The sequence below is a fragment of the Streptomyces sp. NPDC107581 genome (assembly GCF_055657175.1).
The window spans coordinates 43,623-59,411 of sequence record NZ_JBVKBH010000013.1 but is presented as its reverse complement, the minus strand read 5'-3'; the positions used below and the strand labels follow the sequence as shown (position 1 = coordinate 59,411).

Genomic DNA, 15,789 nt, shown 5'->3' with positions numbered 1-15,789 from the left:
GTCAGCCCGTCTTCCCGGCCACCGGCGCCCCCTGCGACCGGTGGGCGAACCGGTCCTTGGCGTACCGGCCCCGCTTCTCCAGCGGGATCTGCCCGTGCGCCGCGGCCAGCCCGAACTCGGGCATGTCGCCGTAGATCGCCTCGTACGACCCCTCGGGCACGACATACGTCTCGTGCCAGATGCCGACCTGCCCGCGCAGCTTGCCGTCCCGCTCCTTGCGGTTGAGGCGCGCCCAGGCCTTGTGATGGAAGGCGTCCGACGCGGTCGCGTAGGCGTACAGCTTCTCCTTCGACTCCCAGTACTGCACGACGTAGTACGTCCGCGGTGAGGCCGTCAGCAGGACGTGGCTGAGCAGACCGCGCTCGGGTTCCTTCCGCAGATCCCGCAGCATCCGGAGCATCCGGAGCATCGCGAGCATCACCGGCAGCCACAGGTGCGCCGCCAGGAAGCGGTTGATGCGCATGCCGATCAACAGGACGACGACCTCGCCCTTCGCGTCAGCAGTCGTACGGGTCACCATGACGACTCCCCCTCATTGGTGAGCGGTGCTATCCAAGATGCGATGCTTGGATAGTGCCGTTATCCGAGAGGGAGCGCAAGAGATGAGCAAGAGATGCGGCTGGCGGAGCTGAGCGAGCGCAGCGGTGTGTCCACGGCGACGATCAAGTACTACCTGCGCCAAGGACTGTTGCCGCCGGGCCGCCAGATCAACGCCACCACGGCCGACTACGACGAGGAACATCTGCGCCGGCTGCGCCTGGTGCGCGCGATGATCCAGGTGGGCCGGATGCCGGTGGCGAAGGTGCGCGAGGTGCTCGGGCACGTGGACGACGACTCCCTGCCCCGCACGATCCGTCTGGGCGCGGCGCTGTGGGCGCTGCCGCAGGTGCCGGAGCCGGACGCGGACGACGAGTACGTCCAGGCCGCGCACCAGGAGGTCGACAAGCTCCTGGACCAGCTCGGCTGGGAGAACGCCAAGCAGCTCGTCACCATCTCGCCCGCGTACCGCTCGCTGGTGGTGGCAGTGGCCGCGTTCCGCCGGATCGGTTACACCTTCGGGGCCGAACTGCTCGCGCCGTACGCCGAGTTGATGTACCGGACGGCCGTCCTCGACCTGGACAACATGGAGGCGTACCCGTCGGAGGCGGAGCGGATCGAGTTCGCGATCCTGGGTGTGATCCTCAACGAGCCGGTGAAGCAGGCGCTGCACCGACTGGCCCAGGAGGAGGAGACGGCGCGGCGGTACGGCTTCGAGTAGCCCGCGCGGGGCATGACGAAGGCCCTCCGCCGAAGCGAAGGGCCTTCCTCTTGTACCCCCGACCGGATTCGAACCGGCGCTACCGCCTTGAGAGGGCGGCGTGCTAGGCCGCTACACAACGGGGGCGAGGATCTTACGTTTCCGCAGATCCGAGCTGGTCTACCTGGACTCGAACCAAGACTAACTGAACCAGAATCAGTCGTGCTGCCAATTACACCATAGACCAATGATGGTTTAGACCAGTCGTACCCCCGACCGGATTCGAACCGGCGCTACCGCCTTGAGAGGGCGGCGTGCTAGGCCGCTACACAACGGGGGCCCTAGCGATCCTGCATCGAAGACGGTGGGAGCTACCCTGGCCGTCCTCGCGGGAAGGATCAGTACCCCCGACCGGATTCGAACCGGCGCTACTGCCTTGAGAGGGCAGCGTGCTAGGCCGCTACACAACGGGGGCTTTGCAGATGAGCTCTGCGAGCTGGCCTACCTGGACTCGAACCAAGACTAACTGAACCAGAATCAGTCGTGCTGCCAATTACACCATAGGCCACTGGAACTCAAGCCCCTGCGGGGTCCTCGTTCTAGTTTGCTCCTCCGGTTCCTGGCCTTTCGGCCCGCTCCCCGGCGGCGCAGGAAGAACATTACCCGAAGGTGGACGGGGCTCCAAAACGGGTATCCGTGCGGACGAGCGCGGGGAGTTCGGCGAGGGTCGAGATCCGGTGCGCGACGACGCTGTGCGGGCCCCGCGCGTACGGGCCGCCGCGGTCGATCCACACGGACAGCAGCCCCGCCTCGGCCGCGCCCCGCCCGTCGATCTCCGGGTGGTCCCCGACGTAGGCCACCTCGTGCGGGGGCAGCTTCAACGCCTCGCAGGCCGCCAGGAAGGCCTCGGCCTCCGGCTTGGACACGCCCAGCTCCGCGGCGCACAGCACGCTCTCGAAGCGGTCGCGGACACCGAGGGTGCGCAGCTTGTGCTCCTGCACGGTGAGGCTGGAGTTGGACAGCACCGCGTGCCGGTGGCTGACGGCGAGGGCGTCCAGGACGGGGAGCACGTCCGGGAACAGATTCCAGGCGCCCTCGTAGTGAGCGATGTAACGCTGGAACCAGGCGTCGGCCTCGGCGTCGGTCAGCTCCTGGTCGAGGAAGACCCGTACGCGCTCGCGCCGCTGCCCCTCGAAGGAGACCTCTCCGGCCGAGAAGCGTGCCCACTGCCGGTCGGTGGTCTCCCGCCACCGCACGAGGGCCTGCTCGGGGGTGTCGTACCCGGCGAGCAGGCCTTCCGCCGCCAGATGGGCTCGCATGCCCTCCCGGTCCGCCGAGGTGTAGTCGAAGAGGGTGTCGTCGATGTCCCAGACGATCGCTCGGATGGCCATGAGCCGACGGTATCGCCGGTGCGGGGCCAGTGCGCCGGTTTCCGTGGCCGTGATGTGGGCGGATGTCCTAGCGTGGATGCCATGACCGAGTACCGAGTCCAGTTCACCGTTGAGGCCCGCGCCTCTTACGACGCCCTGCCCGGGGAACGTCGGGACCAGCTGGACAGGGCCGTGCGCATACTGGCCCGCGATCCCTTCCGGAAGAACTCGACCGCGCAGCTCGGACCCGACCAGCACCTGCGCAAGGCATACGTGGCCCCCGGTGTGGTGCTGGAGTACATGGTGGCCGGCGCGATCATGGTCGTCGTCGTGCTGGAGATCTTCGACGAGAGCGCCTACCTGATCGACGAAGCCGACGCGCAGTGACCAACGCGTCAGGGGCGGCACCCGGAGTTCCGGGTGCCGCCCCTCACACATGAGCCGGCTACGCGCTCAGCTTTGCCAGGGCCGCGTCGATGCGGGCCAGGGCCTTCTCCTTGCCCAGGACCTCCAGGGACTCGAACAGGGGCAGGCCCACCGTGCGGCCGGTGACGGCGACGCGGACCGGGGCCTGGGCCTTGCCGAGCTTGAGGCCGTGGGCCTCGCCGGCGGCCAGGACGGCCTCCTTGAGAGACTCGGGCGAGGTCCAGTCGGCCGCCTCCAGCTTCTGCCGCGCCGTGCCGAGCAGCGCGTCCGAGCCCTCCTTCATCGCCTTCGTCCAGCTCGCCTCGTCGACGGCCGGCTCGGCGAGGAAGAGGAAGTCGACGTTGTCGGTGATCTCCGAGAGGACCTTGAGGCGGGTCTGGGCGTGCGGGGCGATCGCCTGCCACTTGGCCTCGTCGAAGTCCTCCGGCGCCCAGGTGGCGAACGGGGCCTTCAGCCAGGGGCGGCAGCGCTCGGTGAACTCCTTCGCATCGAGCATGCGGATGTGGTCGGCGTTGATCGCCTCGCACTTCTTCAGGTCGAAGCGTGCCGGGTTGGGGTTCACATCGGCGATGTCGAAGGCCGCGACCATCTCGTCGATCGTGAAGATGTCCTGGTCGGCCGAGAGCGACCAGCCGAGCAGCGAGAGGTAGTTGAGCAGGCCCTCGGGCAGGAAGCCCTGCTCGCGGTAGAGGTTGAGGGAGGCCTGCGGGTCGCGCTTGGAGAGCTTCTTGTTGCCCTCGCCCATCACGTACGGCAGGTGGCCGAAGGCCGGGGTCTGCTTGGCGATGCCCAGCTCGGCCATCGCCTTGTACAGGACGATCTGCCGCGGGGTGGAGGAGAGCAGGTCCTCGCCGCGCAGGACGTGGGTGATTTCCATCAGGGCGTCGTCGACCGGGTTCACCAGCGTGTACAGCGGGGCGCCGTTGGCACGCACGATGCCGTAGTCCGGGACGTTCTCCGGGGTGAAGGTCAGCTCGCCGCGGACGAGGTCCGTGAAGGTGATCGTCTCGTCGGGCACGCGGAAGCGGACGATCGGCGTGCGGCCCTGGGCCTTGTACTCCTCGACCTGTCCGGCACTCAGGTCGCGGCAGTGGCCGTCGTAGCCGGAGGGCTTGCCGGCCGCGCGGGCGGCCTCGCGACGGCTGTCCAGCTCCTCCTGGGAGCAGTAGCAGTGGTAGGCGTGACCGGCGTCCAGCAGCTTCTGGGCGACGTCCTTGTAGAGGTCCATGCGCTGCGACTGGCGGTACGGCGCGTGCGGGCCGCCGACCTCGGGGCCCTCGTCCCAGTCGAAGCCCAGCCAGCGCATCGAGTCGAGCAGCTGGTCGTACGACTCCTCCGAGTCACGGGCCGCGTCGGTGTCCTCGATGCGGAAGACCAGGGTGCCCTGGTGGTGCCGGGCGAACGCCCAGTTGAACAGGGCGGTGCGGACCAGGCCCACGTGGGGGTTACCGGTGGGCGAGGGGCAGAAACGGACGCGTACGGGGGAGCCGGATGCGCTAGCCACGCTTGACAACCTTGTTGGTGAGAGTGCCGATGCCTTCGATGGTGACGGCGACCTCGTCGCCGACGTTCAGGGGGCCGACCCCCGCGGGGGTGCCGGTGAGGATGACGTCGCCGGGGAGCAGGGTCATGGCCTCGGAGATGTTGACGACCAGGTCCTCGATGGAGTGGATCATCTCGCTCGTACGGCCCAGCTGGCGCTGCCCGCCGTTGACCGTGAGCTGGATGGTCAGGTCGTTCGCGCGCTCCAGGTCCAGGTCCGTCTCCACCCAGGGGCCGAGCGGGCAGGAGGTGTCGAAGCCCTTGGCCCGGGCCCACTGCTTCTCGCGCTTCTGGACATCGCGGGCGGTGACGTCGTTGGCGCAGGTGTAACCGAAGATCACGTCCTTGACGCGCTCGCGCGGGACCTCGCGGCACATCCGGCCGATGACGACGGCCAGCTCGGCCTCGTGGTGCAGTTCCTGCGAGAACGGCGGGTACTGGATCTCGTCGCCGGGGCCGATCACCGAGGTGGACGGCTTGAAGAAGGCGAACGGGGCGTCGGGCACCTCGTGGCCCAGCTCCCTGGCGTGCTCGGCGTAGTTGCGGCCGAAGGCCACGACCTTGTTCGGCAGGACCGGCGGGAGCAGCCTGACCTTGCTCAGCGGCACCTTCGTCCCGGAGAGCTCGTAGTCCGCGAACGGGATGCCCTTGATGATGTCGAGGACGAGTTCGTCCTGCTTGTCGCCCTCGACCGCGCCGAAGGCGACGTTCCCGTCGATGGAGAACCTGGCGATGCGCACGGGATCCTTGCGCCCCTCACTGAGAACCGGCGTACTGACGCCCCAGGTTAACCGGTCCGACCGGCCGGCGTTCGGGCAGCACAGCGGGCACCCCGGTGTTTTCCGGACGCAAAAACCGCCGGAGCGGTTTTTTTGAATTCCACAGTTCCGGCACGCGGGAATCATGTGAAAAAGCAGAACGCGGCCGGGAGGATCATCACGGGTGTGTGATCTCCGGGCCGCGCTCGGCGGAGGTGCTGTCCGCGCCTATTCGCCGGCCGGGGCCGCCGCGCCGACGGGGGCCTCCATCAGGATCGTGCGCCTCGGGTTGGCGGTCTGGGCAGGGAGGTCGACGGAGTGCTCCGGCAGTTCGGGCGTCTGGAGTTCGTCGGCGTCCTCGAGGTGCGCCAGCGTCGTGCGCCGCGGGTTGGCTATGTTGCGGAACATCATCGTCGTCTTCACCGTTGTCGTCCTGTGGCCTCGTGTGCGGGGTTGGCAGAGCTGTTCATCTTGTAAAGCGTCAGGCTAAACATCCGATTCCCCGCCACAGACGTGAAGTGCCCATGATCTGCGTGTGAGTTTGCTCACGAATCAGCGGGCAAACCGGTCAATTCCGGCCCGCACTTCTCTGCAACGAAACGGACATTGGCCATCTGAACCCACCATTCCGCTCCTGATCATGGCGACTGGGACACCTGACACCGGGCGGCAACTCGCAGCGATACGCCCGATTTGCCACGGATCGACTTCCACAGCTCGTAACTTCGCCCTCACAAGCCGTCACGGAGGTCACAGCTCGGGACACGGCCCTTGTTGGAGATCCTGCACTGTGCTGGAATTCCACGGACCGCCGCGGGATCGAACCGGCGCGCAGGGGCGCAACGCAGCGCCGAGTGGCGGCGGGATAGGGGGAACCAGCGCCGGTCACTCAAGACCACCGGGGGGCGTAATTCAGGGCGCTCTCCAAAGACGCCGACACCGTGTCCCTTCGTTCACGCGAAGGGGTGCCTGGTCCAGAGGTTGCGACGCTAGTGCAGGGACGTTTCAAGAGGGATGGCAGCGCTTCGGCGGAGCCGGAGGCGCACGGCGGGACCGACCGCGGTTCCTCGCCCCAGCACGCCCAGAACCCGGGCCAGGGCCCGGGCCCGTCCGGAGACGGCGAGCGCCTCGGGCGCCCCGGCACGTCGTCCCCCACCAACACCACGACGGCCGACGGCACCCCCGCCTCGGCCGTCAAGTCCGCCAAGAGCCCCTCCGGCCCCGGTTCGCGCGTGGCCCTGCGCAACTGGCGCATCTCCACCCGTCTGGTCTCGCTGCTCGCGCTGCCCGTGGTCGCCGCGACCTCGCTGGGCGCGCTGCGCATCGACCAGAACATCACCGACATGCAGCAGCTCGACAACATGAAGCTGCTGACGGACATGACCAAGCAGGCCACCGAACTGGCCGCCGCGCTCCAGGAGGAGCGCGACCAGTCCGCCGGTCCGCTGGCCCACGGTCTGACGCCGACCGACTACCAGGTCAAGGCCTACGAGGACAAGACCGACCGCGCCCGCGAGAACTTCCTCGACGCCTCCGAGCAGATCGACTCGGCGAGCAAGGACGGCAACCTCCAGGGCGTCCGCGACACCCTGGTGAGCCTCGCCAACCAGCTGGACGACCTGGCCAGGATCCGCAAGACCGCCTACACGTCGAAGAACAACTCGACGCAGACGGTCGAGTCGTACCACCGGCTGATCACCCAGCTGATCGACCTCTCCCAGTCGATGGCCGAGGCGTCCAGCAACCCGGAGATGATCTCGCGCACCCGCGCCCTGGCGGCCTTCTCCACCGCCAAGGAGTACGCGTCCGTGCAGCGCGCCGTCATCGCCGCGGCCCTGACCTCCAGCAACACCGCCAAGGGCAAGCTCTCCGAGAACGACCGCCTCTACGGAGCGTCGGCGTACGAGAGCGAAGGCTCCGAGATCGCGATCTTCCGGAAGATCTACAGCGCCCAGAACCCGGACGAACTCCTCAAGCCGATCGAGGAGGGCAACCCGACCATCCAGGCCGCGGACCTGTACGCCAAGCGCACCTTCGAGTCCCGCGACGGCCTCGACGGACTGCCGGCGCGTTCCTACCGGGACTGGGTGGACGACAGCTCGACCAAGATCGAGCAGATGAAGAAGATCGAGCACACACTGCTCGAGGACATGGAGCAGAAGGCCCGCGAGCTGCGCAGCGCCTCCGAGCAGGACGCGATCATCTCCGGTGCGCTGATCCTGCTCGTGCTCGGCATCTCGCTCGTCGGCGCGTTCGTCGTGGCCCGGTCCATGATCCGCTCGCTGCGCCGGCTGCAGGAGACCGCGACCAAGGTCGCCCAGGACCGGCTGCCCGAGCTGGTCAAGCAGCTGTCCGAGTCCGACCCGCAGGACGTCGACACGTCCGTGGAGTCGGTCGGTGTGCACTCCCGTGACGAGATCGGCCAGGTGGCCGCGGCCTTCGACGACGTGCACCGCGAGGCGGTCCGCCTCGCCGCCGAGCAGGCCCTGCTGCGGGGCAACGTCAACGCGATGTTCACCAACCTCTCGCGCCGCTCCCAGGGCCTCATCCAGCGTCAGCTCTCGCTCATCTCCGAGCTGGAGTCCCGCGAGGCCGACCCGGACCAGCTGTCCTCGCTGTTCAAGCTCGACCACCTCGCGACGCGTATGCGCCGTAACGGTGAGAACCTCCTCGTCCTCGCGGGTGAGGAGCCCGGCCGCCGCTGGACCCGCCCGGTCCCGCTGGTCGACGTGCTCCGCGCCGCCGCGTCCGAGGTGGAGCAGTACGAGCGCATCGAGCTGGCCGCCGTGCCGACCACCGAAGTGGCCGGCCGCGTGGTCAACGACCTCGTGCACCTGCTCGCCGAGCTCCTCGAGAACGCCACCTCGTTCTCCTCGCCGCAGACCAAGGTCAAGGTCACCGGTCACGCGCTGCCCGACGGCCGCGTCCTGATCGAGATCCACGACACCGGTATCGGCCTCTCCCCCGAGGACCTCGCGGCGATCAACGAGCGGCTCGCCTCGCCGCCCACCGTGGACGTGTCGGTCTCCCGCCGCATGGGTCTGTTCGTGGTCGGTCGTCTGTCCCAGCGGCACGGCATCCGCATCCAGCTGCGCCCGTCCGACTCCGGTGGTACGACCGCGCTGGTCATGCTGCCCGTCGACGTCGCCCAGGGCGGCAAGAAGCCCGCTCCGGGCAAGCCCGGCGCCCCCGCGACGACCGGCGGTCCCGCCGCCGCGCAGGCCGCGGCCGGTGCCGCCGCCGCCCGTCGCAACAGCGGTGGCAACGGCCCGGGCGGTGCCCTCGGCGGTGCCCCGTCCGGTGGCGGCCGCCTCGGCGCCGGTCCCGGCCCGCGCGGCCAGGTCGGCCCCGCCCAGGGTCCCCGGGCCGCGCTGCCCGGCACCGGCCAGGGCGGCCGTCCGGGTGCGCCCGGCACGGCGCGTGGCCCGCAGGGTCCGGGCGCCGCGCAGCAGGGCCGTCCGATGCCCGCCGGTGCGGGCGCGGGAGGCTTCGGCGGCGGTCAGGTGCCGGGTGCCCCGCAGGGCCTGCAGGCCGCGAACCCCGGCGGACCGCAGCAGGACGCCTTCGGCGGCGGCCGTGGCCCGGTCGCGCCGCGCGGTGGCGCGGGTTCCCCGGACCAGGACCGTCAGCCCCAGCTGCCGCCTCGCGGCGGCCCGCGGGCCGAGCTGCCCGGCGGCAACCAGCCCTCGCGCACCCCGGACTGGAGCGACAACGCTCAGGCCCCGGTGTCCCGTGCCTCGCTGGACACCCCGCGCGGCCATGACGAGCAGGACCCGTCGCAGACCTCGCGCATGCCGCGCATCGACGACCGGCAGAGCCCGGGCTCGACCGCCGAGATGCCGGCGATACCGAGGTCCGACGCTCAGGGGCCGTCCGCCACGGGCGAGTTCCCCCGCCCGGACTTCGGCCTGAACGGCTCCACGGGCCAGTACCCGCGCCCGGACCTGAACGGCGCGGGCGGCTCCCAGAACACCGGCCAGTTCGCCCGGCCCGGCGCCCCGCAGGGCAACGGCCAGTTCCCCCAGCAGGGCGGCGGCCAGCAGGGCCACCAGGGTCAGCACGCTCAGCAGAACCAGCACGGCCAGCAGGGCAGCAACAGCCAGTTCGTCCGCCCCGACGTCTACGGCACGCAGGCCCACGGCCAGCAGGACCCTCAGAGCACCGGCCAGTTCCCGGCCCCGCAGGCCTATGACGCCGGGTTCGACGGCAGCTCCACCGGTCAGCACGCGCTGCCCGGCCGCCCGGGCCACAGCCCGGCGAACACCGGTCAGTTCGAGCGCCCGCAGCCGGGCGGCCGTGGCGACTTCGGTGGGCAGCGCCCGCCGGCCGCTCAGCGCCCGGTCCGCCAGGAGCCCGAGGCCCTGCCTCCGGCCTCCGGCCCGGGCGACGGCCGTACCCCCCTGTACGACACGCTCGAGACCAACTGGTTCCACGGCCAGCAGGGGCAGCAGGACAACACCCAGGTCCCCGCACCCCAGCAGCAGCAGTCGGCGCCGGCGCCCGCGCCCCAGCGTCCGACCTCCGCTTCCGCCTCCGCCACCGGCTCCTGGCGCACCTCGCCCAACGACGAACTCGTCCGGCAGGCGGAGCGCGTACGGCAGCCCGCGGCGGGCGGTGTCACCACGTCCGGCCTGCCGCGCCGGGTGCCCCGGGCGAACCTCGTGCCGGGCACGGCTCAGCAGCAACAGCACCAAGCCGGTCCGCAGGTCTCGCGTGCGCCTGATGACGTACGCGGTCGGCTGACCAATCTCCGTCGGGGTATCGCGCAGGGTCGTCAGGCCGGCAACGGCCAGACCGGCAGCTTCCCGAACCCCACTCACCAGCAGGAGCGTTAGTTGAGTCCGATGAGCCAGGCGGCACAGAACCTGAACTGGTTGATCACCAACTTCGTGGACAACACCCCTGGGGTGTCGCACACGGTGGTGGTCTCCGCCGACGGCCTTCTGCTGGCGATGTCCGAAGGTTTCCCGCGGGACCGCGCCGATCAGCTGGCGGCCGTCGCGTCCGGGCTGACCTCCCTCACGGCCGGGGCGTCCCGGATCTTCGAGGGCGGCACCGTGGCGCAGACGGTCGTCGAGATGGAGCGCGGGTTCCTCTTTTTGATGTCCGTCTCGGACGGGTCGTCCCTCGCGGTCCTGGCCCACCCCGAGTGCGACATCGGTCTCGTCGGCTACGAGATGGCGCTGCTCGTCGACCGCGCGGGTGCGGTTCTCACCCCGGACCTGCGCGCCGAACTCCAAGGCAGTCTGCTCCACTGACCCGCCCCGGCACCACCCACCTCACCAAAACACCGTCCGGCCGCCACAATCCCCCCACCGGCCCACGTCAGACGGCACGACTGACCGACTTGCTGTCCCGCCCGGAGGATTCATGACCCCGCCCACCGCCTCTCATGATCCGTACGCGGAGCCGTACGGGGACGAGGGCGACCAGCCGCTGGTACGTCCGTATGCGATGACCGGCGGCCGGACGCGGCCGCGCTATCAGCTCGCCATCGAGGCGCTGATCAGCACCACGGCCGACCCGGCAGCACTCATGGGACTGCTCCCGGAGCACCAGCGCATCTGCCACCTGTGCCGGGAGGTCAAGTCGGTCGCGGAGGTCTCCGCGCTGCTGGCCATGCCGCTCGGCGTGGCCCGGATCCTGGTTGCCGACCTCGCCGAGGCCGGCCTGGTCGCCATCCACCAGCCGGGTGGCGACGAGAACAACGGCGGCGCTCCGGACGTGACGCTGCTCGAAAGGGTGCTCAGTGGACTTCGCAAGCTCTGACGCGGGCCGGGCCACCACCTCGGCGAAGATCGTGGTGGCGGGCGGCTTCGGCGTGGGCAAGACCACGTTCGTCGGCGCCGTCTCGGAGATCAACCCGCTGCGCACAGAGGCCGTCATGACGTCCGCTTCGGCCGGCATCGACGACCTCACCCACACCGGAGACAAGACGACCACCACGGTCGCCATGGACTTCGGCCGTATCACCCTGGACCAGGACCTGATCCTGTACCTCTTCGGTACACCCGGCCAGGACCGCTTCTGGTTCATGTGGGACGACCTGGTCCGCGGCGCCATCGGCGCGGTCGTCCTGGTCGACACCCGGCGTCTGGCCGACTGCTTCCCGGCCGTGGACTACTTCGAGAACAGCGGTCTGCCGTTCGTCATCGCCCTCAACGGCTTCGACGGCCAGCAGCCCTACACCCCCGATGAAGTGCGCGAAGCCCTGCAGATCGGCCCGGATGCACCGATCATCACCACGGACGCCCGTCATCGCGCGGATGCCAAGAGTGCGCTGATCACGCTGGTGGAGCACGCCCTGATGGCACGGCTGAGGTAGCACTCAAGTACGACATGCCTTACGGCAGTTGCCGTACGGAGATCGGAGCCGACTGTGGCCTTTGACACGGTCGGCTCCGGTGTTCATAACAGTTCGGCAGAGGAATCGCCCGGTATCACCACGCGACGCGGTCGAGCGGTACCGCTGTGCTCACAAACGCCCCGCCTTTTGGCGGGGCTCGCTCTTTATGACCGTTTTATCTAGTGCTTACAAGAGCGGCACTCGGGGGTTTGCACTGTTTGGAAGTGCGCTGGTCCACGTGCTGGAATGCCTGAACTGCCCATTAGTCAATGACGTACTCACCAGTCGATGACGAACCGGGCTCTGAGAGACTGCGGCACGAGGTAGGTGCCGACCGCCGAGAGGTTGTTGGTCGAGTGAGGCGAAGCAAGAACGGTCCCGAGCCGTCGGCGCGGGGCAACTTCACCCCGCCGCCGCGCGCTGCGGCGCCCACCCCTGTGACCGGTTCGGAGCCGGCGGCCACACCCGCGCCCAGCGGCGGCCGTTTCTCCCCGCGCAACTGGCGCGTACCGACCAGGCTGAACGCGATCCTGCTCATACCCGTGGCGGTCGGCCTGGTCATGGGCGGCTTCCAGGTGAAGAGCTCGATCGACACCTGGCAGGAGGCCCGGGACGCGGAGAACACCGCCCGCCTGGTGCGCGCCGCCCTCAGCTACGCCGATGCCCTCGAGAACGAGCGTGACGTCACCGCGGCGCCTTTGCTTCTGCACAAGAAGGACGCCGCCAGCAAGCAGACCGTCGAGTCGGCCCGCAAGGCCACCGACCAGGCCGCCGACGCGTTCACCGACGCCGCGAAGAACATGCCGCACAAGTCGGGCCTGGAGCGCCGGCTGAAGCTGTTCCGCGAGGCCGAGCCCAAGCTGGTCAAGCTGCGCCAGCTCGCGTACACCTCCAGGATGCACGGCGTGCAGACCGAAGAGGGCTACGTCGACGTCAGCCACCCGCTGATGGAGTTCGCCAACGAGCTCGGTCTGGGCACCGGCAACATCACCTCCTACGGCCGTACCGTCTACGCCATCTCGCTGACCAAGGCCGCGCTGTCGCTGGAGCGGTCCATCGGCACGCACCTGCTGGTCAACCCGGGCCCGGACGCGCCCAACCTGGCGACCCAGCGGGTGTCCCTGTCCTCGTACGCCTACCTGGAGCGCATCGCCCGGGAGGAGTACCTCGGCGGTGGCACCGACGCGGACGCGCAGAAGCTCAGCGACGCCGAGCAGAAGATGAAGTCGGACGGCGCCGCGATGGCCGAGCAGGCCAAGGCGGCGAACCCGAACTTCATCGCCCCGCCGTCCGAGCCGACCGCGATGGTCGCGGCGCTCGCCACCATGCAGGACACCAGCCTCCTCACCCGTCAGAAGCTGGCGGGCCAAGGCATCAACGCCCAGAACTGGTACGCGGTCAACACGCTCAAGTACAAGGGCTACCGCAAGATCGAGTCGGACCTCGCCGACAAGGCGGTGAACGAGGCCTCGAGCATCGCCGGTGACGCCAAGACCTCGGCGATCACCACCGGTGCCGTGGTCGTGGTCGCGCTGCTCCTCGCGTTCATCCTGGCCGGTGCCGTGGCCCGCCAGATGAGCCGCTCCATGCGCCAGCTGCGCAACGCCGCCTTCGGCATCGCCGAGCAGCGCCTGCCGATGCTGGTCGACCAGCTCTCGCGCACCGACCCCGGCCGGGTCGACACCCGGGTCGCCCCGATCCCGATCACCACCAAGGACGAGATCGGCGAGGTCGCCCGCGCCTTCGACCAGGTCCACCGCGAGGCGGTCCGGCTCGCCTCCGAGCAGGCCCTGCTGCGGGGCAACATCAACGCGATCTTCACCAACCTCTCGCGCCGCAACCAGTCGCTGATCGAGGGCCAGCTGACCCTGATCACCGATCTGGAGAACAACGAGGCCGACCCGGACCAGCTGGAGAACCTCTTCCGCCTGGACCACCTCGCAACCCGTATGCGCCGCAACGGCGAGAACCTGCTGGTCCTCGCCGGCGAGGAGCCCGGCCGCCGCTGGGACCAGCCGGTCCCGCTGGTCGACGTCCTGCGCGCCGCCTCCTCCGAGGTGGAGCAGTACGAGCGCATCGAGCTGTCGGGCGTCCCGGAGGCCGAGATCCACGGCCGCGCCGTGACCGACCTCGTGCACCTGCTCGCCGAGCTGCTGGAGAACGCGACGACGTTCTCGTCCCCGCAGACCAAGGTTCGCGTCACCGCCACCCGTCTCCCGGACGGTCGGATCATGATCGAGATCCACGACAAGGGCATCGGCCTGACCGCCGAGGACTTCGCGGACATCAACCACAAGCTGGCCAACCCGCCGACCGTGGACGCCGCGATCTCCCAGCGCATGGGCCTGTTCGTGGTCGGCCGGCTGTCCGACCGGCACGGCATCCGCGTCCAGCTGCGTCCCTCGGGCGAGCAGGCGGGCACGACCTCCCTGGTCATGCTGCCGGACGCCATCACGCACGGCGGTGGCGGCGAGATGCCGCTGGACCGCGAGGAGTTCACGGTCTCCCAGATCATCCCGGAGCAGCAGTTCCAGGGTGAGAGCTTCGGCCAGGTGGCGCCGCCCCTGCGCACCGCCGCCGAGCTGGGCTTCGACGACAGCCAGTACACCGATGTCCCCGACGACCTCCGCGAGCTGGACCCCGTCGGCCGTTCGCTGGCACGCGAGGGGCGCCGCGCGGCCCTGGAGGCCCAGAACCACGGTCAGCCCGAGCAGGAGAACGGCGAGCAGTCCGCGTACCGCGACGAGTTCGACGTACCGCAGGGCTACGACGGCAGCAGCACGGGCTACACCGAGCAGCCGTCGTACCAGGAGCAGCCGCAGCAGGCGTACCAGGAGCAGACGTACGAGGAGCAGCAGCGCCCCGCGTACGAGGAGCCGTACGAGAAGTCGTACGACAACCAGTACTACGCGCCGAACGGCGGCCTGCCGCAGAACGACGGCTTCTCCTCGAACGACGGCGGCTACCCCGGATCCGCGTATGCGGAGCCTGCTCAGGAGGAGCCCGCGTCGAGGCACGGCTCCGCGTCCGAGGGCTTCGGGTCCTACGAGACCCAGTCCTACCAGGACGACTGGCCCCAGCAGGACACCTACCAGAACGGCTATCCGGCCCAGTACGCTCCGGAAGCGGAATCGTCGCAGGCCGGTGACGCGAGTGAGCGGAACCGCGTAGGCTTCGACCGTCCGGGACCGGCCTCCCCCGCCCCCCACGCGCTGACCGACGCCGGGCTGCCCCGCCGCGGATCCGTCCCGAGCGGATCCAACGGCTCGAGTGCCCCGAACGGCACGGCGCGCGTGCAGCGGGAAGCGCCGGCCACCGCACCGGGCAGCACTCCGGCGGCGGGCGGCGACAGCAGCTGGCGCTCGGCGAACGACGAGCGCTGGCAGCAGGCCTCCCAGCTCCGGAAGCCCAAGGCGGGCGGGGTCACCTCCTCCGGCCTGCCGCGGCGGGTACCCAAGGCCAACCTGGTCGAGGGCGCCGCCGAGAACACCCCTCAGGGAGGCCCACAGGTCTCCCGCGCCCCGGAGGACGTCCGGGGCAGGCTGAGCAACCTGCGTCGAGGCGTCCAGCGCGGACGCAGCGCAGGCAGTGAAACGAACGGCCAGGGCCTCGGTCCTGACAGCACCTACAACCAGGAGCGTTAGTGTGAGCCCGATGAGCCAGGCGGCACAGAACCTGAACTGGTTGATCACCAACTTCGTGGACAACACCCCGGGGGTGTCCCACACGGTGGTGGTCTCCGCCGACGGACTCCTTCTGGCGATGTCCGAAGGCTTCCCCCGCGACCGCGCCGACCAGCTCGCGGCCGTCGCCTCCGGTCTGACGTCGCTGACGGCAGGCGCCTCCCGGATCTTCGAAGGGGGTGCCGTGAACCAGACGGTTGTGGAGATGGAGCGGGGATTCCTCTTCATCATGTCCGTATCCGACGGTTCGTCGCTCGCGGTGCTGGCCCACCCGGAGGCGGACATCGGCCTCATCGGGTACGAGATGGCGCTTTTGGTGGACCGCGCCGGCACGGTTCTCACCCCGGATCTCCGCGCGGAGCTCCAGGGAAGCCTTCTCAACTAATAGTCAGACGGTGCGTTTTCGCGTCCCGTGGCCGTAAGGTTT

13 protein-coding genes and 5 tRNA genes are annotated in these 15,789 nt (G+C 69.5%); 8 read left to right on the top strand and 10 right to left on the bottom strand.

The genetic code is table 11. The annotated features are described in order from the left end of the window. Position 1: 1 nt before the first annotated feature. Entirely contained in the window at positions 2 to 520 is a 519-nt protein-coding gene (locus tag ACZ7P3_RS29485; RefSeq protein WP_472086241.1) for a DUF4188 domain-containing protein, read from the bottom strand. A 93-nt stretch (positions 521 to 613) separates the two neighbouring features. Here ACZ7P3_RS29485 and ACZ7P3_RS29480 point away from each other — a divergent pair, with 93 nt between their 5' ends. Next, positions 614 to 1,258: a MerR family transcriptional regulator gene (locus ACZ7P3_RS29480; RefSeq protein ID WP_472086240.1), complete on the top strand. Its 645-nt coding sequence runs from the start codon at positions 614 to 616 to the stop codon at positions 1,256 to 1,258. A 53-nt stretch (positions 1,259 to 1,311) separates the two neighbouring features. Here the strand turns inward: ACZ7P3_RS29480 and ACZ7P3_RS29475 are convergent. From ACZ7P3_RS29475 to ACZ7P3_RS29450, 6 genes are all read right to left on the bottom strand, one after another. Then, positions 1,312 to 1,384, bottom strand: a tRNA-Glu gene (locus ACZ7P3_RS29475). A 28-nt stretch (positions 1,385 to 1,412) separates the two neighbouring features. Continuing rightward, positions 1,413 to 1,484, bottom strand: a tRNA-Gln gene (locus tag ACZ7P3_RS29470). A gap of 20 nt (positions 1,485 to 1,504) precedes the next feature. Beyond that, a tRNA-Glu gene (locus tag ACZ7P3_RS29465) sits at positions 1,505 to 1,577 on the bottom strand. Positions 1,578 to 1,639: 62 nt separating this feature from the next. Beyond that, positions 1,640 to 1,712 (bottom strand) — tRNA-Glu (locus tag ACZ7P3_RS29460). 21 nt (positions 1,713 to 1,733) lie between these two features. Continuing rightward, a tRNA-Gln gene (locus ACZ7P3_RS29455) sits at positions 1,734 to 1,805 on the bottom strand. 91 nt (positions 1,806 to 1,896) lie between these two features. Beyond that, a complete protein-coding gene (locus ACZ7P3_RS29450; protein ID WP_472086238.1) occupies positions 1,897 to 2,628 on the bottom strand; it encodes an HAD family hydrolase in 732 nt (243 codons plus the stop codon). Positions 2,629 to 2,709: 81 nt separating this feature from the next. On the opposite strand from ACZ7P3_RS29450, the gene ACZ7P3_RS29445 reads away from it, so the two are divergent. Next, on the top strand, positions 2,710 to 2,994 hold the full coding sequence (locus ACZ7P3_RS29445; RefSeq protein ID WP_472086237.1) for a type II toxin-antitoxin system RelE family toxin: 285 nt from the start codon (positions 2,710 to 2,712) through the stop codon (positions 2,992 to 2,994). 58 nt (positions 2,995 to 3,052) lie between these two features. On the opposite strand, the gene gltX is transcribed toward ACZ7P3_RS29445, so the two are convergent. The 3 genes from gltX to ACZ7P3_RS29430 all read right to left on the bottom strand — a co-directional run bounded on the left by gltX (position 3,053) and on the right by ACZ7P3_RS29430 (position 5,756). Further along, on the bottom strand, positions 3,053 to 4,537 hold the full coding sequence (gene gltX, locus ACZ7P3_RS29440; RefSeq protein WP_472086235.1) for a glutamate--tRNA ligase: 1,485 nt from the start codon (positions 4,535 to 4,537) through the stop codon (positions 3,053 to 3,055). Then, entirely contained in the window at positions 4,530 to 5,315 is a 786-nt protein-coding gene (locus ACZ7P3_RS29435; RefSeq protein WP_472086234.1) for a fumarylacetoacetate hydrolase family protein, read from the bottom strand. Before ACZ7P3_RS29435 ends, gltX begins: the two co-directional genes overlap by 8 nt. A 246-nt stretch (positions 5,316 to 5,561) precedes the next feature. Next, a complete protein-coding gene (locus ACZ7P3_RS29430) occupies positions 5,562 to 5,756 on the bottom strand; it encodes a hypothetical protein (protein ID WP_472086233.1) in 195 nt (64 codons plus the stop codon). Between the two features lie 569 nt (positions 5,757 to 6,325). Between ACZ7P3_RS29430 and ACZ7P3_RS29425 the strand changes: the two genes are divergently transcribed. The 6 genes from ACZ7P3_RS29425 to ACZ7P3_RS29400 all read left to right on the top strand — a co-directional run bounded on the left by ACZ7P3_RS29425 (position 6,326) and on the right by ACZ7P3_RS29400 (position 15,747). Beyond that, on the top strand, positions 6,326 to 10,168 hold the full coding sequence (locus tag ACZ7P3_RS29425) for a sensor histidine kinase (RefSeq protein WP_472086231.1): 3,843 nt from the start codon (positions 6,326 to 6,328) through the stop codon (positions 10,166 to 10,168). 9 nt (positions 10,169 to 10,177) lie between these two features. Then, complete coding sequence (locus ACZ7P3_RS29420; RefSeq protein ID WP_023546525.1) at positions 10,178 to 10,591, top strand: roadblock/LC7 domain-containing protein; 414 nt, start codon at positions 10,178 to 10,180, stop codon at positions 10,589 to 10,591. Positions 10,592 to 10,703: 112 nt separating this feature from the next. Further along, positions 10,704 to 11,102 carry a DUF742 domain-containing protein gene (locus ACZ7P3_RS29415; protein WP_019058642.1) on the top strand — a complete coding sequence of 133 codons (399 nt, stop codon included), beginning with the start codon at positions 10,704 to 10,706 and terminating at the stop codon, positions 11,100 to 11,102. Further along, positions 11,083 to 11,658 carry a GTP-binding protein gene (locus ACZ7P3_RS29410; protein WP_067301226.1) on the top strand — a complete coding sequence of 192 codons (576 nt, stop codon included), beginning with the start codon at positions 11,083 to 11,085 and terminating at the stop codon, positions 11,656 to 11,658. The genes ACZ7P3_RS29415 and ACZ7P3_RS29410 overlap by 20 nt, the downstream gene beginning before the upstream one ends. A 377-nt stretch (positions 11,659 to 12,035) precedes the next feature. Then, on the top strand, positions 12,036 to 15,323 hold the full coding sequence (locus tag ACZ7P3_RS29405; protein WP_472086229.1) for a nitrate- and nitrite sensing domain-containing protein: 3,288 nt from the start codon (positions 12,036 to 12,038) through the stop codon (positions 15,321 to 15,323). Positions 15,324 to 15,333: 10 nt separating this feature from the next. Next, entirely contained in the window at positions 15,334 to 15,747 is a 414-nt protein-coding gene (locus tag ACZ7P3_RS29400; RefSeq protein WP_003993185.1) for a roadblock/LC7 domain-containing protein, read from the top strand. Positions 15,748 to 15,789 lie beyond the last annotated feature (42 nt).

Coding starts and splice junctions, on each gene's coding strand:
- ACZ7P3_RS29485 (WP_472086241.1), bottom strand. CDS start 520: ATGGTGACCCGTACGACTGCTGACGCGAAGGGCGAGGTCGTCGTCCTG.
- ACZ7P3_RS29480 (WP_472086240.1), top strand. CDS start 614: ATGCGGCTGGCGGAGCTGAGCGAGCGCAGCGGTGTGTCCACGGCGACG.
- ACZ7P3_RS29450 (WP_472086238.1), bottom strand. CDS start 2,628: ATGGCCATCCGAGCGATCGTCTGGGACATCGACGACACCCTCTTCGAC.
- ACZ7P3_RS29445 (WP_472086237.1), top strand. CDS start 2,710: ATGACCGAGTACCGAGTCCAGTTCACCGTTGAGGCCCGCGCCTCTTAC.
- ACZ7P3_RS29420 (WP_023546525.1), top strand. CDS start 10,178: ATGAGCCAGGCGGCACAGAACCTGAACTGGTTGATCACCAACTTCGTG.
- ACZ7P3_RS29415 (WP_019058642.1), top strand. CDS start 10,704: ATGACCCCGCCCACCGCCTCTCATGATCCGTACGCGGAGCCGTACGGG.
- ACZ7P3_RS29400 (WP_003993185.1), top strand. CDS start 15,334: ATGAGCCAGGCGGCACAGAACCTGAACTGGTTGATCACCAACTTCGTG.